The sequence below is a fragment of the Bacteroides sp. genome, from assembly GCA_036351255.1.
Lineage (GTDB): Bacteria > Bacteroidota > Bacteroidia > Bacteroidales > UBA7960 > UBA7960.
This window is the reverse complement of record JAZBOS010000004.1, coordinates 14,260-34,932: the sequence shown is the minus strand read 5'-3', so window position 1 is coordinate 34,932 and position 20,673 is coordinate 14,260. Positions and strand designations below refer to the sequence as shown.

The following is a 20,673-nucleotide window of genomic DNA, read 5'->3' as shown; positions in this document are numbered from 1 at the left end:
AAAATAAAAGTAATAACTTTCTAAACATGAACCAGAACAAGGCCAATCCTGCACGCGGCAAACTGCTGATCAGCGAGCCTGCATTGCGCGACTTCTATTTCAGTCGCAGTGTAGTGCTATTGGCTGAGCACAGCGATGAAGAAGGCAGTGTAGGCCTGATCCTCAACAAGCCCATCAACCTGAAGCTGAAAGATGTAGTGAAGGAATTCCCCACCAATGAATTTCCGCTTTACCTCGGTGGACCAGTACACCCCGACCGCCTGTTTTACTTGCATACTTTGGGTGAGCGTATTCCCGGCAGTATGGAAATTCTTGAGGGGCTGTTCTGGGGTGGCGAGATCGAAAAACTTATGGAGCTGGTTGACCTGAAGCTGGTAAACCCTGAAGAAGTACGCTTTTTTATTGGCTATTCGGGCTGGGAGCCCAAACAATTGGACCGTGAACTCAAGGAAGATTCGTGGATCGTTACGCAGTGTTCGCTTGATACGGTAATGAGCGATAAGCCGGAAAGTATTTGGGGTAATATGCTTAAGGAATTGGGCGATGATTACGCCATATGGGCCAACTTCCCTGCAGATCCCATTCTCAACTAAGCTGTCGCATACCAATTACAGAGGATTCAAATTTCGGGTTGTCAAGCAAATCCTACCCCAATCTAATGCTTCGATATATACTGGTCCTGGTAATAAGCATCTTCACGGTTCCACCCCTTTTTCACATGTTTTCAGCTAGCGAAGAAGTTGCAGATCAGACTTTCCCCGACTCAACCTATTTGGCTGTGATGACCGATTTCTCAGCACTGGGGGTTCCGGTCAGTTATCAAACCAATCCTGCACTATTTTTTGAGTTGCACAAATGGCTTGGCACCCCTCACCGGCGCCGAGGCCAGCAAGGCATTGACTGTTCGGGGCTGGTAAAGATCATTTACCGCAAAGTATACGGGATAGACCTCAAAGGAAGTTCACAAGATATGTCTCGCCTTATAGTACCGCTTCCCCAGGAATCCCTGAAAGAAGGCGACCTGGTATTTTTCCGCGTCTATCATCAAAGCCGCATCGACCATGTGGGAATTTACCTGGGCGGTGGAAAATTTATTCATACATCGTCAAGTCAGGGGGTAAAGATCAGCGACCTGAGCGAGACCTACTTCAAACGTAATTTAGTGAAAGGAGGACGGCTGCCGGATTTCTCCCCGATTCAAACATCAGTGGCCAAAGACCAATGAAATGATCTGGTCAGCTTTCACGGTTTCCCCTTTGATAATGCAGCGGGCCTGCAAATACCAGGGCTCTCTTTCCTTTAATTTTTCCTCAATATAATTCAGAAGGTCATCGCCTTTGTGTTTCTCTACCAGTGGTCTTGAAGTTTGGGCATGTTCGAGGCGATAAGCCAGGCTTGCAGGACTCATTCGCAGGTATACAGACACGCCGTGCTCATTGATAAACTTCATATTATCGAAAAAGCAGGGGGTCCCTCCCCCAGTTGCTATCACGGCCTTATGATGTGATACTGATTGCAGCAAAGCCTTTTGCTCCAGCTCCCGAAAGTGGCTTTCCCCAAAGCGAAGAAAGATATCAGGGATGCTTATTCCTGCCTGATTTTCCACTTCCTGGTCTAAATCCACAAAATGATATGCGAGTTTTTTCGCCAGCCGTCTGCCGAGAGAACTTTTGCCACTGCCCATAAATCCAATGAGGTAAATGCGCATGGAGTTTTTTTTATAAAATTAAGGCAAAAACTCGAGAATTGAACCTAAAGAAAATAGATTAACTTTGCCCATAAGCCTTCAAAAAGGCAATTTCAATGCATTTTCAGCTCAACAAGTCTTTATTCGGGGGGATATTTACTCTTTTTACGGGGACGGCAGCAGCCCAGCTGGTGGCCATCCTGCTGCAACCGTTTCTCCGGCGGATGTATTTACCCGAGGATTTTGGGGCCTATTCGGTTTATCTGAGCCTGGTAAGTATACTGGTCACCCTGTCCACCCTTCGTTATGAGCCAGCCATTGTGCAGCCCGAGAAGAAAGCCGAAGCGGTGAATTTATTTTTTTTGGCATTCTACTTCAACCTGATCTTCAGCTTTATTCTCTTGCTGATTGTCGGCTTTTTCAGGGATTCGCTGGCAGGCTTTCTAAATATCAGCAAGGGTCAAGCCTGGTGGCTGTTGTTCCTTCCGGCCAGTGTTTTTTTGCTTGGGACTTACCAGACGATGAATTATTACCTGATCCGGAAAAAGCGATTCAAAGCCATTTCCCTCAACAAAGGGGCCAGGAGGGTAGCCGAAGGCGGTGTGCAGATGGGGCTGGGCGCCATCCGTTGGCCAGCAGGACTTGTGATTGGAGATGTGGCAGGACATGTTGCCAATGTCATCAGCGGGATGTTCCAGCTAAGGCAATCCCGCTTCAAAGCAAGCCTGCATTCTTTTCCCCTGCAAAAACGATTAATCAGGCAATATTCCGATTACCCGCTTTACAGCATGCTTCCCATGACCCTGAACACCTTTTGCCTGATGATCCCAACCATATTCATCAATAAATTTTACAGCCAGGAGGTAGCTGGATATTTTGACCTGACACGCCTTGTGTTGGTGGTACCTTCGGCTTTGCTTACGATGAGTGTGGGGCAGGTATTCTTACAGGAAGTTTCGGAAAAAAAGCGGAAGGGTTTGTCTTTTATCCGGGAGTACAAACAATTGCTGGGGGTATTAAGCATACTGGGGTTGCTTTTCGCTGTGGTTCTTACCCTTTTTGGCCCCCGCTTGCTGGGGCTTTATGCAGGGGCGCCCTATCAGGAATCGGGCCGTTTTGCCCAACTACTCGTCTGGGGTACACTTGCCCGGGTTGCTGTTTCGCCCCTGACCATGGTATATGTCGGCCTGCGAAAACTAAAGGCCCAGGCTGCCTGGCAAATCACTTATTTTGCACTGGTTTGTGCATTGGTACTTTTCCGGAATTTGCCTATCATGTATTTTATCCTGATTCTGGCTGCAGTTGAAGTGATTGCATATAGCATCAACCTTTTGCTGATCAACGGGATCGTAAAACAATACCACCGGGATATCATTGAACCTGTTATCAGTAAAGAAAAAACAGAACAAGAGCCTTAACCTTCCAGAGAGGGAGCTTGAAGTTCAACCAAAAGGAGATGAAAAAGATATTGACCATCATTGGGGCTCGTCCCCAGTTTATCAAGGCTGCTGCTGTCAGCAGGGAGATTGCCCGGCGTAAGGGCCTTAAGGAAGTGATTGTTCATACAGGACAGCATTTTGATCACAACATGAGCCAGGTTTTCTTTGAACAAATGCACATTCCCGAACCTGCTTATAATCTGGCAATTCATAACCTTCCGCATGGTGCCATGACAGGTCGCATGCTGGAGCGGGCCGAGGAAGTCATGCTAAAGGAAAATCCCGATTGGGTAATGGTATACGGTGACACCAACTCAACACTGGCCGGGGCCCTGGCTGCAAAAAAGATCGGTTTGCCAGTTGCCCATGTGGAAGCAGGCCTGCGTTCGTTTAATATGGCTATGCCTGAAGAGATCAACCGGATCCTCACCGATCGGATCGCTGATTTGCTTTTCTGTCCTTCACAAGTGGCCCTGGATAACTTGGAGCGGGAAGGTTTTGACCATTTCGATAACCGGGTATTGCTTACAGGCGATGTGATGTACGATGCCTATCTTCACTTTTCGGATATGCGAAAAGCCCCAAAAAAACTTAAACTGCCTGCAAAGTTTGGGCTGGTGACCCTTCACCGGGCTGAGAACACGGATCAGCCGGAGACTCTGAAGGAAATTGTGGAAGCCCTAAATGAGATTGCTGCTGAGTTTCCCCTGGTGTTGCCCATACACCCACGCACCTTTAATGTATTAAACCACACGGATGTACCTAACCTGATCGAAAGCATTACAGTGATTGAGCCCGTGAGCTATCTTGAGATCCTTTATCTGCTGGAGAAAAGTCATATGGTACTCACCGACAGTGGCGGATTGCAAAAAGAGGCCTATTTTGCTGAACGCCCTTGTATCACCCTTCGAAAGGAAACTGAATGGACAGAACTTGTTGATGCTGGATACAACCTGGTCAGTGGCACCAGTAAAAAAGCCATCGTGGAAGCCTTTGACATGCTAAACAAAAAACGGCCGGAATTCACTTCCGGATTATATGGGATAGGCAATGCGGCGGCAATAATTGCTGATGCTTTCCTTCAGCCCGAATTATAAAAAAAGGGCCCGTAAGGCCCCTTTTTGGAAATCAACGCAATCAATTACACATAACCCTGGGCCATCATGGCATCGGCTACTTTTACGAAACCACCGATATTGGCTCCCTTCACATAATTAACATATCCGTCTTCTTCCTTGCCAAACTGCAGGCAGGTTTTGTGAATGTTGATCATTATGTTATGCAGGCGCTGGTCTACTTCTTCTCTGGTCCAGGAAAGCCGCAATGAGTTTTGGCTCATTTCAAGTCCTGAGGTTGCAACGCCACCGGCATTCGCTGCCTTACCAGGACCATACAGGATCTTGTTATTGAGGAAGACTTCTGCAGCATCGGGAGTGGAAGGCATATTAGCACCTTCCGAAACGCAGATGCAACCATTCTTCACTAGGGTTTTTGCTTCCTCCTCATTCAATTCATTTTCGGTTGCACAGGGCAGAGCAATGTCACATACCTCATGCCAGGGACGTGAGACGCCCTCCACATATTTGCAGCCAAACTGGTCAGCATATTCGCGAATGCGGCCCCGCTTAACATTCTTCAGGTGCTGAATAAAGGCTAGTTTTTCGGCATCAATGCCATCTTTGTCAAAGATGTAGCCATTGGAGTCAGAAAGGGTGACCACTTTTGCACCCAGTTCGATCAGTTTTTGGGTAGCATATTGAGCCACGTTACCTGAACCACTGACGGCAGCCACTTTACCCTTGAGTCCTTCATTAATGGTACTAAGCATCTCCTGTGCAAAATATACGCAGCCATAACCAGTGGCCTCCGGCCTGATGAGGCTGCCGCCATATTCAATGCCCTTTCCGGTCAAAACCCCTGTAAACTCGTTTTTCAGCCTTTTGTACTGGCCAAACATAAAACCAACCTCACGGCCACCTACCCCGATATCGCCTGCAGGCACGTCGGTATCAGGGCCAATGTGGCGGAAAAGTTCGGTCATAAAGCTCTGGCAAAAACGCATCACTTCATTGTCGGTTTTTCCTTTGGGATCGAAATCACTGCCGCCTTTTCCGCCCCCCATGGGCAAAGAGGTCAGGCTGTTCTTAAAGACTTGTTCAAAAGCCAGGAACTTCAGGATGCCCAGGTTAACGGTGGGGTGAAAACGCAGGCCTCCTTTATAAGGACCTATGGCGCTGTTCATTTCAATCCGGAAGCCCCGGTTGATTTGGACTTCCCCTTTGTCGTCAATCCAAGGCACCCGGAAGATAATGATCCGCTCCGGTTCGATCATTCGTTCGAAGACTTTGGCTGCCTTGTATTTTGGGTTTTCGTCCAAATAAGGGAAAATGGTCTCTGCCACTTCCTGAACAGCCTGGTAAAACTCAGGCTCGGAGGGGTTTTTGGCGATCACATAATCCATGAATTTTTTTAATTGTGCATCCATACGTTTTGGTTTTGGAATTGAGAAATTAAGTAAATGAGTTAACTCAACAATTTTAGGCACTTTTTATAATGAAACACATTTTTTTTAAAAACATATTTTTTTTATATTTTTCTTGCGTATCTCATTTTTTTTTATATAACATCCTCCTGGCATTAGGAGATAAATCTAACATTAAATTTAAAGGTTCATTTTTTGTACCTTCATAAGGATAAAAAATTCTGAGATTTGGCTCGTTGAAACCTTCATAATTATTATTTTCACGGTCATTTCGTACAAACGAAGTTTTTTTTATGAAATGACACCGGTTTTTCAATGACTACCAAGCATACAACTATGGATAAAGGCGATGATTCAAGGGGAATTAATGAGCCTGGGTTTTTCAACCAGGTAAGCGATGACCAACCTATTCCCGTAAGCCAGGAAGAGATTCAGCGGTTACTTGCCGAAAAACAAGAGCGGCTAAAGGAACTGGGAGCCATTAACCAAACCGTATCCATATTAAAAGAGGATAAGGCGGTTGGAGAGATGCTTGGGGATATTGTTAAAGTGCTCCCTCCTGCCTGGCAGTATCCGGAAGATACCGTCGCTCGAATTAAATATGGCAAAGAGGTTTTTATCAGCAGCAACCGTTTTAAGGAAAGCCGCTGGTTGCAGCGAAGAACTTTTGAAACCATTGATGGTCGTGAAGGGACAGTTGAGATTTATTATTTGAATGAGCATCACCAGGCCGATGAAGGACCTTTCCTGATGGAAGAACGGCAATTAATTGCCAATATCACCAACCTGATCACAGGCCACTTGAATACCAACATTGGGAAAAGCCTGCTGCAAAAGAATATCTCAGACCATTTAAGTGCCACCCAAACCAAGCAGGAACAGGATCACGCCGCCCAGAACAGACACTTACTGCAAAAGTTCCTGATTAAGCACAATTCAGATCGGGACATTTACCATGACCTGATGCAATACAAGGTTCGCGAAATCCTGCTGGTAGCTAACCTATACGACGCATACAACATTGAACAGGAAGGCCGTTTCTTTGAGCAGGTCACCGGGGAATATTACCAGCTAAATCTTTCTTCGGCTCCCCGAATAACTGGCGTCTCCACTCCTGAAGAAGCTCTGGAGAAACTGGAGGAGAAAAACTTTGACCTTGTTATTGTAATGATGGGGGTTGATAAATCCACACCAATACAGTTGAGCCGTATCATCAAACAGATTTATCCGACGGTTCCGATTTTTCTATTGCTGAACAACAACAGCGATATTGCCATGTTTGAGGATGGCAACAAGCAAATTGCCCCCATCGACAAGATCTTCGTCTGGAACGGTGACTCGAAGGTTTTCCTGGCAATGGTAAAATACAACGAAGACCGTTATAATGTTGAAAATGATATCCGCATTGGGATGGTAAGGGTTATTCTGCTGGTGGAGGACTCTGCTAGGTATTACTCAAGATATCTGCCTATTTTATATTCCATTGTAATTGAACAGACCCAGCAACTCATTGAAGAGGTAAATACCGACGAGCTTTACAAGTTGTTGAAAATGAGGGTAAGACCCAAGGTTCTGCTTGCTTCGAGTTACAAGGAAGCGGTACAGTTGTTCAGCAAATACCAGGACAACATGCTATGCATTATTTCAGATGCAAAATTTGAAAAAGACGGCAGGCTGGATGAATCAGCGGGAATAAGCCTTATTAAGTATGCCAAGGAAAAAATCCCCGACCTTCCAACGGTTTTACAGTCGTCGGATCCTGATAATGCACAACGCGCCTATGAACTCAAATCCACCTTTATTAACAAAAACTCAGAAAACCTTAAGCAAGACCTTCAAAGTTTCATCAATTATTACCTGGGTTTTGGAAATTTTGTTTACAAGGATGAGGATGGCCGCAAAGATATTGCCATAGCGCGTTCGATGAAGGAGTTTCAGAACCACCTTCGGACCATTCCGGAAAAATCACTTATCTACCATGCCCGCAAGAACCATTTCTCGCACTGGCTTATGGCGCGCGGGGAGATTCAGATTGCTAAGCGTATCAAGCCTTTGCGCGTGGATGATTTCAAGTCGCCCGGAAGTCTTCGGGAATTTCTTTTAAATATTATTGAGGAATGTATCCGCGACAAACAAAAAGGCAAGGTGATTAACTTTGAGGAATCAGCCATTCTTGATGAAACCAACATTGTGAGTATGGCTTCCGGTTCTCTCGGCGGAAAAGGACGTGGTTTGGCCTTTATCAACATGATCATCAACAACTTTAGTTTTTCGGAACTGGTCCCTGATATCCGTATCCTTTCCCCACGCACTTCCATTATTGGGACAGAGGAGTTTGAGCGATTTCTCCAAAATAATAATATTCTGGAGAAGATTCAGGATGAGACTGATTATGAAAGCCTAAAGGAGATTTTCGTGGCGGGCCGTTTGACAGATACGCTTCAGCGCAGGCTAAAAACCTACCTGTCTATTATTCACCGCCCTATTGCCATAAGGTCCTCCAGTCTGTTTGAAGATTCACTGATGCAACCCTTCGCAGGAATTTTCGATACTTTTCTGTTACCCAATAATCATCCGGATATAAAAGTGCGCCTGGAACAGGTGATGAATGCCGTTAAACTGGTCTTCGCTTCCATTTTTTCTCCTACTGCCTCTGCTTATTTTCAGGCTGTCAACTACAAGATCGAAGAAGAAAAAATGGCGGTGATTATCCAGGAAGTGGTAGGAAATGAATATGAAAGAAGTTTTTACCCACACATCAGCGGGGTAGCGCAATCCTATAACTTTTATCCATTCTCATACATGCAGCCTGATGAAGGTTTTGCAGTGGCTGCCGTAGGTTTGGGCAAGTATGTGGTTGAAGGCGAAAAAACCTACCGATTCTCCCCGGTTCATCCTCAATTGGAGATTTTCACCCCGCGCGACCTATTTAAAAACTCCCAGGTTCACTTTTATGCTATCGACATGAAAAAGCAAGACATCAACCTGCTGGAAGGGGAAGATGCCGGCCTGATCAAACTCGAAATTGACAAGGCCGAAACGCACGGTACTCTGAAGCATTGTGCCTCGGTATACGATATTTCAAATGAACGCACCATCCCTGGAATAACACAACCCGGGCCACGGGTTATCAACTTTGCCAACATCCTGAAATACGATTACATTCCCTTGTCAAAAACCATCCAGGTCATCCTTGACATCGTTTCTGAATCCATGGGTACACCTGTAGAAATAGAATTTGCGGTTGACCTCAATAAGGACAAACAAGGCCGGGCAGCCTTTTACCTGCTCCAAGTGAAACCGCTGATCAAAAATATTATCGATAACGAAATCTCTATTGACAAGATAGAAAATGAACGCCTGATGCTATACTGCGAGAACGGCATGGGCAACGGGCGAATCAACAACATCTATGATGTGATCTTTGTGGATGTGGAACACTTTGACCGTCTGAAGACCGAAAAAATGCGAGATGAGATTGAGCGGCTCAACCAGCAAATGGTTGAAGAAAACCGGAAATTCATTTTGATTGGACCTGGTCGCTGGGGAACACGCGACCGGTTCATTGGCATTCCGGTTGTCTGGTCACAAATCTCAAATGCACGCATCATAGTGGAAGTCAGCCTTGAAAACTTCCCGTTGGATGCCTCCCTGGGCTCCCACTTTTTTCACAATGTAATCTCCATGAATGTCGGGTACTTCTCAGTCAAGCATAACGACCTGATTGACTTTGTTAACTGGGAAGCCCTGAAAAGTGCCCCGGTAATTGAAAAAACCCGTTTCTTCAGGCATGTACGATTTGACAAACCCTTAGAAATAGTCATGGATGGGAAAAAGCGAACCTCGCTGATTTATTTTCCAAAAGAAGAAAACGATACTGAAAACATGCCACTATGACACTGAAGTCAAAATATAAATACAACGAACAGTTTTCCACTGATCATTATGATTTTGCCGAGATCGCTTATGAAGATCTGATGCAAAAACGAATCATTAATGTGCTTTTAATTTGCAGCAACTATGATGCCTTTATGCTGGAAGAAGACGGGCGTATTAACGAAAAAATCTTTCTTGAATACACTTCCAAGAACCTGCGTTACCCCCCGCAATTCACTAAGGCCAGCTCCTCTGAAGAAGCATTTGAACTGCTAGAAGAAAAAGAATTCGACCTGGTAATTACGATGCTGAATGTGGGGAAGATTGATGCCTTCGAGATGGCCAAAAAGGTAAAAAAGCGTTACTCAAAGATCCCAATTGTGGTGCTGACACATTTCTCACGTGAAGTTTCAATAAAACTATCCAATGAGGATTTAAGCGGCATTGATTATGTCTTCTCATGGTTGGGTAATTCAAGTCTGTTGCTGGCCATTATCAAACTGCTGGAAGATCGCATGAATGCTGAATTTGACATTGACGTGATCGGAGTTCAGGCAATCTTGCTGGTTGAAGATTCAATCAGGTATTATTCATCTTACCTTCCAACCATTTATAAGGTCATTTTTGACCAAACTAATGAGCTGATGACAGAAGGCCTGAATGAGCACCGGAAAACCATGCGGATGCGTGCAAGGCCCAAGATACTCCTTGCAAAAACCTATGAAGAGGCTGTAAGCCTGTTTGAAAAATACCACCAGAACTTGCTGGGAGTCATTTCCGACATCAGTTATTCGAGGAAAGGTAAAAACGATAAAGAAGCGGGGATTCGCTTTGCCAGACACATCCGCAAAGCAGACAGCCAATTGCCCATTATGCTGCAATCGTCAGATGAGTGGGATGAAGGCATCATGCAGGAACTCAGGGTCAGTTTTATTAACAAATACTCAAAAACTCTCCTGGTTGAACTAAAACAATATATCCGGGAGAACTATGGTTTCGGGGATTTTGTATTTAAGGAACCCCTGACAGGAAGGGAAGAGGACCGGGCAAACAACCTGCATTCCTTACAGGTAAAGATTGCCAGGGTTCCCGCAAAAACGCTAGAATACCATGTGTCGAATAATCACTTCTCTCGCTGGCTTAAGGCCCGTGCACTGTTTTCACTAGCCAATGTATTCGCCGAAAAAAGCCGTGAAGATTTTGGAAACATTGAAGAAATTCGCAGTTATCTTATTGACACCATCGCCAATTACCGTCGTACCAAAGGCCGGGGGATCATTGCCAGTTATTTTGATGAATATGCAGTCTTCACCCGACTTGGAGATGGCCAATTGGGGGGCAAAGCCAGGGGCTTAGCCTTTATCGACTCGGTGATCAACAAGTACAAAATCATGTATCAATGGGAAGGGGTTACGGTTGCTATTCCCAGAACAGTTGTCATTACCACTGATATGTTCGATGAGTTCATGGAAGAAAATGAACTCTATGAATTTGCCCTTTCAAATGCAAGTGATGAAGAGATCCTCGAACGTTTTGTTGAAGCTCGCACCCCTTCACGTCTGAAATCTTATGTCAAGGACATTGCAGGATTCTTCAATGCACCGCTTGCCATTCGTTCAAGCAGTTTGCTCGAAGATAGCCACTATCAGCCTTTTGCCGGGGTGTATTCCACCTATATGATCTCTAACAACCATCCAGAGCGTTCCGTGCGAATGCAACAACTCGAGCAAGCTATAAAAAGCGTTTATGCTTCCGTATTTTTTCGTGAAAGCAAAGCCTATATTTCTGCTACTTCCAACGTGATCGACGAGGAAAAAATGGCCGTGGTGATTCAAGAGGTAGCCGGAAGGTCATATGGCAACAAGTTTTACCCTACCCTTTCAGGCGTTGCACGCTCAGTGAACTTCTACCCTATTGAGCCTGAGCGTTATGAAGATGGAGTTGCCAACATTGCATTTGGTCTGGGGCGCACCATTGTGGAAGGAGGTATTTCTCTGCGCTTCTCCCCAAAGTATCCTGAAAAGGCTTTGCAACTCTCCAATCCTGACTTTGCCCTCCGCGACAGTCAGAAAGATTTTTTCAGCCTTAATATGGATCCCGAAAAATTCAGACCGAGTATAAATGATGCCGAAAACCTCTTTAAACTTAAGATCCGTGATGCCCTTTCAGATGCTTCACTAAAATATATTGCCTCCACCTATGATTATGAGGATCATATTGTTCGTGATGGCATTTACGAGTCAGGAAAAGTGATCATTACCTTTTCAAATATTTTACAGCACAACGTTTTTCCTTTGGCTGATATCCTGAAAACCCTGCTGGAAATCGGGCTAAAAGAAATGAACAACCAGGTAGAAATTGAATTTGCTGCCAACCTGGATGTACCGGAAGGTCAGAACAAGGGGTTTAATTTCCTGCAAATCAGGCCTGTGGTGGAAACCCAGGAGCGCCATAGGATCAAAATCAATTCCTGTGTGCCTGAGAAATCCATTATCATCAGTCACCAAGCTCTTGGAAATGGACTTTTAGACACCATCCGTGATTTCATTTATGTGAAGCCCGACTCATTCAATCCTGCTTCCACCAAAGAAATTGCCCAGGTCGTTGACCGGCTGAATAGTCAGTTTGTAAACAACAACGGCAATTATATCCTTGTTGGGCCAGGCCGCTGGGGATCAGCCGATCCCTGGCTTGGTATACCTGTCAAATGGGCACAGATATCAGCAGCCAGACTCATTGTGGAGGCCGGATTGAAAGATTTTCACATAGACCCCAGCCAGGGCACTCATTTCTTCCAAAACCTCACCTCGTTTAATGTCGGTTATTTCACAATTAACCCTTTTATCGGCGAAGGACATTACGACCTTGAATTCCTCAATAAACAAAAGGCCGTTTATGAAGATCAATTCGTCAGGCATTTGAAATTTACTGACCCTGTCATCATAAAAATAGATGGAAGCAAAAAGACCGGAATTGTTTTAAAACCAGAAAAATAAATTTCCTGTCTTTGCTTTGTTATCTATAAAATAAGGCCTAATTTCGCCCCGGAAATCAACGTTAATTTTTTAACATCACCCCTATTCAAAACATTTTAAATCTGTTAAATTATGGACTTAGAAAAGATCATGGCAGACCTGGAAAAGAAAAATCCAGGACAGCCCGAGTTTCTGCAGGCAGTTAAGGAAGTACTTGAAACGATTGAAGACGTCATCAAAGAGAATCCCAAGTATGATGCCAACAACATTATTGAAAGGATCATTGAACCCGACAGGGTTATTTCTTTCAAGGTTGAATGGCTTGACGACAAGGGCAATGTCAATGTTAACCGTGGCTACCGTGTTCAATTCAACAATGCAATTGGTCCTTACAAGGGCGGTTTGCGTTTTCACCCCAGTGTAACGCTTGGCGGATTGAAATTCCTTGGTTTTGAGCAGACTTTCAAGAACGCGCTTACGACTCTTCCAATGGGAGGTGCCAAAGGGGGTAGCGATTTCAATCCCAAAGGAAAATCCAATGCTGAGATCATGCGCTTCTGCCAGAGCTTTATGGCCGAACTCTACCGTTATATCGGACCTGATACCGATATTCCTGCGGGTGACATTGGCGTTGGTGGCCGTGAAATAGGCTTTCTTTATGGGATGTACAAGAAACTGGTCAACACCCACAACGGTGTGATGACAGGCAAAGGTCGCAACTGGGGAGGCAGCCTTATCCGTCCCGAAGCAACCGGTTTCGGTAATGTTTATTTTGCCGAAGAAATGCTTAAAACCCGCGGTGAATCATTGAAAGGAAAAATTGTTGCAGTTTCTGGTTTTGGTAACGTTTCCTGGGGCTCCATCATCAAGGCTAATCAATTGGGTGCAAGGGTTGTAACCATTAGCGGCCCCGATGGTTATGTGTATGACCCCGATGGCATCAGTGGCGAAAAGATCGATTACCTGCTTGAACTGCGCGCATCTAACCAGGACATTGTTAAACCTTACACCTATGAGTTCCCCAATGCCCAGTTCTTTGAAGGAAAGCGTCCTTGGGAAGTGAAATGTGATGTGGCTCTCCCATGCGCCATACAGAACGAATTGAACGCCCAGGATGCCCAGAACCTGGTCAATAATGGCGTAATTTGCGTTTCGGAAGGGGCAAACATGCCTTGCACGCCCGAAGCCATGGAGATCTTCCTCAACGCCAAGATTCTTTACGCACCTGGAAAAGCTTCCAACGCAGGCGGTGTTGCTACCTCCGGTCTGGAGCAGACCCAGAACGCAATGAAATTAAATTGGACTGCCAAAGAAGTGGAAGATAAACTTCACCAAATTATGGTCAACATCCATGAAGCTTGCGTAAAATATGGCAAAGAAGAGAATGGATTTGTTAACTATGTAAAAGGCGCCAACGTAGCTGGTTTCATCAAAGTGGCCGATGCTATGATTGACCAAGGCGTTATTTAATAAGGGTTTACTTCATCAAAAAGGGCTGTGCAGGTGTCTGCACGGCCCTTTTTTATAAAAATAAATGACATATGCAAGAAATCCGGAATAAAAAAAATATTTTTTTCTTTCCCTGCACTATCTTCATTTTTATTTAATTTTCAGGCTGAAACTAAAATACTGATTCCATGCGCATAAAAAGGATAGTACCTGATCCCCCAGCCCAACCCCAATTCCCTGCGGTCGATTTGTCACCAATGGATGCGCTGATTAATAAATTTAAGGGAAAAAAGGGAAATATGATCCCCCTACTCCAGGGAACCCAAACCCTGTTTGGTTACATCCCCCGGGAAGCCTTTCTCAAGCTTAACCTAGATACTGGACTTAATCTGAGTGAATTATATGGTGTTGCCACCTTCTATGCACAGTTCCGGCTTACCCCTTCAGGGAAGCATATCATCAAGATGTGTCATGGAACGGCTTGCCACGTGCAGAATGTCACTGCCATCACGGATGAGTTGCTTGACTTCTTAGAAGTTAAAGACGGAGAGACGACCCCTGATGGCCTTTTTACTGTGGAAACCGTCGCCTGTTTGGGTTGCTGTTCCCTTGCTCCTGTCATGATGGTGGATGAAGAAACCCACGGGAAGCTGACTCCAAAGGAAGCCCTTAAGATTATTAAAGAAATACGTCGCAACGAAGTCCAGTAAACCAAAAAAGACCAGCTGATGAAAAAGACAACCGTTATTGTAGGTTTGGGAAGTTGTGGGATTGCAGCAGGTGCAGGGAAAACCTATCAGGAGTTTGAACGCATCAAAACAACCGACAACCTGGATTTTGAACTAAAAAAAACCAGTTGCGTTGGCATGTGTTACCGCGAGCCCCTGGTGGAGATCATTGACGAATCAGGCAGTTACCTGTATGGCCATGTGGACCCATCTAAAGCTGATGAGATCATCGAGAAACATATCAAGAACTTCTCCCCTGTTCCCGAATACATCGTTCAGAGTGAAAAATTTCCTTCACCCGACGAGTCGTTTTTTGAAGATCAGGTTAAAATCGCCCTTAGAAACTGCGGACACATGGATCCTGAAAACATTAAGGAATATGAGTCGCGTAATGGGTATGCAGCCATTCGAAAAATTGCAGACAACCACCTTCAACCCGAGCAAGTGATCCAAATGGTAATGGACTCAGGTTTGCGGGGACGAGGTGGCGGCGGATTTCAAACCGGGATGAAATGGAAATTTGCCCGTAATTATGATGCACCGCAAAAATACGTTATTTGCAATGCCGACGAAGGCGATCCCGGAGCCTTTATGGACCGTTCCATCCTGGAAGGCGACCCACACGGGGTTTTGGAAGGAATGATCATATGCGGCTATGCCATTGGGGCTTCCGAAGGCTATATTTACTGCAGGGCCGAATACCCCCTGGCCATAAAACGCCTGAACATTGCCCTCGATCAGGCCCGCAAGAAAGGATACCTCGGCAAGGATCTGTTTGGCATCACAGGCTTTGATTTTAATATAAGGATAAAAGAAGGGGCTGGTGCTTTTGTTTGCGGCGAGGAAACAGCGCTCATCGCTTCCATCGAAGGGCGCAGGGGAATGCCCCGCCGCAGACCTCCCTTCCCAGCGCAAAGCGGACTGTGGAAGAACCCTACCAACATCAACAATGTCGAGACCTTTGTTAACATCCCCTGGATCATCTTCAATGGGCCTGAAGCATACGCCAGACTGGGTACTGAAAAAAGCAAGGGCACCAAAGTGTTTGCCCTTACCGGAAAGATCAAGCACGGCGGCTTGGTAGAAGTTCCAATGGGAATCACCATCAAAGACATCATTTACAAACTGGGGGGTGGCATCCAGGGAGATAAAAAATTTAAGGCAGTGCAACTGGGAGGACCTTCCGGGGGCTGTGTGCCTGAGTACCTTTCTGATACCATCGTTGATTACGACTCGGTGACCGCCACTGGCGCCATTATGGGATCGGGCGGTATGGTAGTCATGGACGAGACCACCTGTGTGGTGGATATCGCCCGCTTCTTCCTTGATTTCACCCAGAAAGAATCCTGCGGTAAATGTACCTTTTGCAGGATAGGCACCAAGCGGATGCTCGAAATCCTGACACGAATTACTGAAGGCGAAGGACAGGAAGGCGATATTGAGTTGCTGGAGGAACTGGCACAAAACATTAAAGAAGGTTCCCTCTGCGGTTTGGGCCAGACTGCACCAAACCCCGTGCTTACCACCATCAAGTATTTCAGAGATGAGTATGAAGCCCATATCCGCGACAAGAAGTGTCCTGCACTGAGTTGCAAAAAACTCCTGACTTATCAGGTAGATCCCGAGAAATGCACAGGATGCATGTCCTGTTCAAAGGGCTGCCCGGTGGATGCCATTGAAGGCGGAAAGCGGGAGATCCATTTTATCCATCAGGATATCTGCATTCAGTGCGGTGTTTGTTTTACCCGCTGTAAATTCGGGGCCATTCAAATAAGCTAGGAAATATCCAATAAGAAAAAAACATTCCATGAGCCATCTGAATATTATCCTTAACAAGCGAATTGTAAAAGGCATTGCAGGTGAAACCATCCTTGAACTTGCACGCCGGCTTGGCATTGAAATCCCAACTCTTTGCCACGATGACCGTCTGGAACCTTACTCTTCCTGCTATCTCTGCGTAGTGGAAGTAGAGGGCATGCGGGGGTTACAACCTGCCTGTTCCACCAGGATCACCGAGGGAATGCGTATTGAAACCGAAAACGAGCGTGTCAGTAAGTCACGCAAGATGGCTCTGGAGTTGCTGGTTAGTAATCACTATGCCGACTGCATCGCCCCTTGCAGGGAAACCTGCCCCGCCGGAGTAGATGTCCAGGGCTACATAGCCATGATCAACAAAGGGATGCACCGTGAAGCCGTAGAAATTATTAAAAACACAAACCCCCTCCCAGCCATTTGCGGCAGGGTTTGCGTGCGTCCCTGTGAGCTGGCCTGTCGCCGCAACCTGGTAGAAGGTATAGGCGTGGGCATCGATTATCTGAAACGTTACACCTCCGATATTGACTTGGAAGCACCCGATCGATTCATGCCAGTCCAAAAGCCTGCCAGTGGAAAAAAAGTGGCCGTAATTGGTGCAGGTCCGGGTGGGCTGAGTGCAGCTTTTTTCCTGACTAAGGAAGGTCACCATGTGGAAATCTTTGAAGGCAATGCGCACGCAGGAGGAATGCTGCGCTACGGGATCCCTCCCTACCGCCTGCCCAATGACATAATCGACAAGGAAGTGGAAGGCATCACAGGCCTTGGGGCCGAAATACATTACAACCTTAAACTGGGTGATAACCTGAGTTATGCCGAGCTGAAAAGCAACTTCGATGCCGTAATCCTGGCCATCGGATCACAAAACGGAACCCGCATTGGATGTGAAAACGATGATGCCGGAAATATTTTCTCCGGCATAGATTTCCTCCGTAATATGGAAGCTACCGGTCAGAAGTATGACTTCAGCGGCAAAAAGGTCGGCGTGATTGGGGGCGGCAATACAGCCATGGATTGCTGCCGCACTGCCATGCGATGCGGGGCTGAGGAGGTTACGGTAATATACCGACGCACCGAAAAGGAAATGCCGGCTAACCCCATCGAGATTCACGAATCCAAGTTGGAAGGGGTCAATTATTTATTCCTAACAGCTCCTGCGAGGGTTAATCCGGATGAAACCGGCAACATACGCTCACTGACCTGCTTTCAGATGGAGCTTGGCGAGCCCGATGCTTCCGGAAGACGCCGTCCTGTGAAAATCGACGGATCGGAATTCGATGTAGAGCTCGACATCGTATTGGCTGCCATTGGCCAAAAAACCAATGTAAACTTTATTGAAGACATTAACCGCCACGCTGAAAAAGAATTGGTCCTTAATAAATGGGGCGACATTGCCGCTGATGCCAAAACCCTGCATACCTCCATAGAAAATGTCTTTGCCTGTGGCGATGGGGTGACGGGTCCGGCTACCCTGATCGAAGCCATTGCCCAGGGACGCCTGGCAGCACAAAGCTGCAACAAATTCCTGCTTGGCCAGGAAGTGAGCCCTCCCGCCTACGAGTTCCTGAGCCGTCGCGAAAACTTCCAGAAACAACTGAAAGCCGATTACGAAGCCTGGTACGAAAAACAGGAACGGGAAGAAATGCCAACCCTCGACCCCGCCAAAAGAAATAATTTTAAAGAAGTTGAACTGGGTTATCAGGACCAGGCTGCCATTAAGGAAACCCTGCGCTGCCTCGAGTGCGGTTGCACCGAACTTTATACCTGTGACCTGAAGCGTTACGCTACCAAATATGAGGCGGTACAAGGCCATTTCAAGGGAGATTACCGGAAATTCCAGGTTCGTTACGACCACCCCTTTGTGGAAATCGACAACAACAAATGCATCCTCTGCAGCCGTTGTGTTCGTATTTGCTCGGAAGTGGTCGGCGCAAACGCCCTGGGGCTTATAAACCGGGGTTTCGATACTTTTATAGCCCCCAGCCTGGGAGAATCACTGCTTCACACGTACTGTGAATCATGCGGCATGTGTATTGAAACCTGCCCGACGGGGGCCATCACCGAAAATGTGCCCTTTAAACCAGGGCCGGTTCCCCTCGATCAATTCAATACCATTTGCAATTATTGCTCCGTTGGCTGTCAGATCACCCTGCATCACAAATCCAGTTTCTTTGCTAAGGCAAGCGGGAGCCATGGGCTGATCAATAAGGACGCAAGCCTTTGCCGTTACGGGAAGTTTGGTTACCGTTACCTGAACGACCCCAGCCGGATTACCAAGCCTTTGTTAAAGCAAAATGGCTCATTTAAAGAGATATCTTTCGAACAAGCCTTTGACCTCATTGGTGAAAAAATCTTAGGTGTCAAGCCCAATAAAAACGCATTTTTTGCAGGGGCCAGGCTATCCAACGAAGAGATTTATCTGTTGCAGAAACTGGCAAGGGCCGCTGTCTTAACAAATAATATTTCAAGCTTTCATTATTTGGGAAGAGGCTCAGGATATTTTAAGAATAGCCACAACAACGTCCCGTTTGACCAGATCCATTCAGCCCAGCGCATCTTTCTCCTGGGAAGCGAACTGAACCTCGAAAATGCCGTTCCCGGATTTTACATTAACAACCTAAGGGAAAAGCAAAATATTCCCCTGGAGGTAATAACCACAGCGGAACAAAGTGCCATGGCCCATAAAGCGGACAAGGTCCTGACCATTAAATCCTATGTGCATTTTCTCAGGGCAGCCAACCATTATATCCTGAGCAATAAACTGCAAAATAACATTTTCATTGATGACCATTGCACAGGCCTTGATGAATACAGCCAACAACTGCTTGCCCACGACTTCAACACTTTGCTTGAGGGGGCAGGCTGCAGCAAGGAAACCCTGGCAGCTTTTGTTGAAAATTTCAACAACGAACACCAGTCGATCATCCTGTATTCCGAAAAGCATCTGAATTCTTCTGCCTGTCATGAGGTCCATAACCTGGCATACCTGACGGGCAAACCGGGGAAGAACGCCAGCGGACTGATTAGCCTGAAGGAAAAAAACAATGCCCAGGGTATATTCGATATGGGGGCATCGGCTGCTCTGGCACCTGGTGGAAAGAACTTACGCGATAAAACGGTCCTTAAACAATTGGAAAACTTTTGGAAAACCTCAAAATTATCTGCAGAAATTGAGGAAGACCAATGGGGCCTGCTATCCTCGGGCAAGCTGAAAAATGTGTTTGTTTTTGGTGAAGACCCCTTGGGCTGCGCCATTGACAAGGACCTTGTCAGGGATTCCCTCATGAAGAGTGATTTCTTGGTGGTCCAGGATCTTTTTATGACGGAAACGGCCTCTATGGCAAACCTGATCCTTCCGGCCAGCCTTCATTTTGAGACCGGGGGTAGCTTTACCAACACCCAGAAGTTCATCCAGCAATTTGAAGATTCCGTTACAGGTCCGGTGGCCCTAAACAACCTTCAACAACTAATGGCGATGGCAAAAGCCCTGGGTACAGACTGGACCTATGAAGGACCTGCTGACGTGCTCCTGGAGGTAGCCAATGTAATCCAACAAATGCCCGCAAACGGAAAGGCCCCTTTCAGTTTCCACCTGCCGGCCACAGATCAGGAAACACATTATTTCAACCACGGATGTGATTACCTGGTTAAATATTTTGACGACGAATGGGAAAAAGCATTTAATCAAAACCAATCCTGATATGAAAACCTTTAGTTCACTCGATGAGATTCTCGACTTTGCAATGAATTCAGAACAGGAAGCCGTGGATTTTTACACCCAGCTGGCAGCTCAGCAAAACAACCAGCAAATCAAGGACTTATTCCTGGAGTTTGCCCAGGAAGAAGTCAGCCATAAGGCTAGGCTGCAAAAAATCAAGGATGAAAGGCTTTTTGATATGGAGATCGAAAAAGTCACGGATCTAAAAATCTCCGATTATGTTGTAAGCCGAAAGCCCTCTCCCGAACTGAGTTATGCCGATGCCCTGGTGCTGGCCATGAAAAAGGAAAAAGCAGCTTTTAAACTTTATACTGCGCTGGCTGAACGTACGAATAATGCAGAGCTCAGTAAGGTTTTCCACGCATTGGCCATTGAGGAGTCGAGACACAAACTGCGTTTCGAACTCGAATATGATGAATTTGTGATGCGTGAAAACTAAGCAGGCATCAAAAAGAAAAAGCCGGACAATGATCCGGCTTTTTTTTGATGGAATTAACCTGGAAATAA

General features: G+C 46.1%; 13 protein-coding genes. 11 read left to right on the top strand and 2 right to left on the bottom strand.

Translation table 11 applies throughout. The features are described 5' to 3' along the window. Positions 1-26 precede the first annotated feature (26 nt). Positions 27-593 carry a YqgE/AlgH family protein gene (locus V2I46_00170; GenBank protein ID MEE4175899.1) on the top strand — a complete coding sequence of 189 codons (567 nt, stop codon included), beginning with the start codon at positions 27-29 and terminating at the stop codon, positions 591-593. Positions 594-658: 65 nt separating this feature from the next. After that, a complete protein-coding gene (locus V2I46_00165; GenBank protein ID MEE4175898.1) occupies positions 659-1,225 on the top strand; it encodes a C40 family peptidase in 567 nt (188 codons plus the stop codon). Here the strand turns inward: V2I46_00165 and V2I46_00160 are convergent. Continuing rightward, a complete protein-coding gene (locus tag V2I46_00160) occupies positions 1,205-1,708 on the bottom strand; it encodes a shikimate kinase (protein MEE4175897.1) in 504 nt (167 codons plus the stop codon). The two genes, V2I46_00165 and V2I46_00160, sit on opposite strands and share 21 nt — an antisense overlap. Before the next feature lie 95 nt (positions 1,709-1,803). Between V2I46_00160 and V2I46_00155 the strand changes: the two genes are divergently transcribed. Both V2I46_00155 and wecB read left to right on the top strand, forming a co-directional pair. Further along, positions 1,804-3,105 carry a lipopolysaccharide biosynthesis protein gene (locus tag V2I46_00155; GenBank protein MEE4175896.1) on the top strand — a complete coding sequence of 434 codons (1,302 nt, stop codon included), beginning with the start codon at positions 1,804-1,806 and terminating at the stop codon, positions 3,103-3,105. Between the two features lie 38 nt (positions 3,106-3,143). Further along, positions 3,144-4,223: a UDP-N-acetylglucosamine 2-epimerase (non-hydrolyzing) gene (wecB, locus tag V2I46_00150; protein ID MEE4175895.1), complete on the top strand. Its 1,080-nt coding sequence runs from the start codon at positions 3,144-3,146 to the stop codon at positions 4,221-4,223. Positions 4,224-4,267: 44 nt separating this feature from the next. On the opposite strand, the gene gdhA (V2I46_00145) is transcribed toward wecB, so the two are convergent. Continuing rightward, positions 4,268-5,611 carry an NADP-specific glutamate dehydrogenase gene (gene gdhA / locus V2I46_00145; GenBank protein ID MEE4175894.1) on the bottom strand — a complete coding sequence of 448 codons (1,344 nt, stop codon included), beginning with the start codon at positions 5,609-5,611 and terminating at the stop codon, positions 4,268-4,270. A 333-nt stretch (positions 5,612-5,944) separates the two neighbouring features. Here gdhA (V2I46_00145) and V2I46_00140 point away from each other — a divergent pair, with 333 nt between their 5' ends. The 7 genes from V2I46_00140 to V2I46_00110 all read left to right on the top strand — a co-directional run bounded on the left by V2I46_00140 (position 5,945) and on the right by V2I46_00110 (position 20,605). Continuing rightward, entirely contained in the window at positions 5,945-9,505 is a 3,561-nt protein-coding gene (locus V2I46_00140) for a PEP/pyruvate-binding domain-containing protein (protein MEE4175893.1), read from the top strand. Positions 9,506-9,585: 80 nt separating this feature from the next. Continuing rightward, a complete protein-coding gene (locus tag V2I46_00135; GenBank protein MEE4175892.1) occupies positions 9,586-12,480 on the top strand; it encodes a PEP/pyruvate-binding domain-containing protein in 2,895 nt (964 codons plus the stop codon). 111 nt (positions 12,481-12,591) lie between these two features. Next, positions 12,592-13,929 (top strand): NADP-specific glutamate dehydrogenase, encoded by a 1,338-nt coding sequence (gene gdhA, locus V2I46_00130; GenBank protein MEE4175891.1) that lies wholly within the window; start codon positions 12,592-12,594, stop codon positions 13,927-13,929. A 167-nt stretch (positions 13,930-14,096) separates the two neighbouring features. After that, entirely contained in the window at positions 14,097-14,618 is a 522-nt protein-coding gene (locus tag V2I46_00125; GenBank protein ID MEE4175890.1) for an NAD(P)H-dependent oxidoreductase subunit E, read from the top strand. An 18-nt stretch (positions 14,619-14,636) separates the two neighbouring features. Then, positions 14,637-16,415 (top strand): NADH-ubiquinone oxidoreductase-F iron-sulfur binding region domain-containing protein, encoded by a 1,779-nt coding sequence (locus V2I46_00120; GenBank protein ID MEE4175889.1) that lies wholly within the window; start codon positions 14,637-14,639, stop codon positions 16,413-16,415. A 28-nt stretch (positions 16,416-16,443) separates the two neighbouring features. Then, the gene (locus tag V2I46_00115; protein ID MEE4175888.1) at positions 16,444-20,148 is read left to right on the top strand and encodes a molybdopterin-dependent oxidoreductase; all 3,705 of its coding nucleotides are present in this window, start codon (positions 16,444-16,446) and stop codon (positions 20,146-20,148) included. 1 nt (position 20,149) lies between these two features. Next, on the top strand, positions 20,150-20,605 hold the full coding sequence (locus V2I46_00110; protein MEE4175887.1) for a ferritin family protein: 456 nt from the start codon (positions 20,150-20,152) through the stop codon (positions 20,603-20,605). The last annotated feature ends 68 nt before the right edge of the window (positions 20,606-20,673 follow it).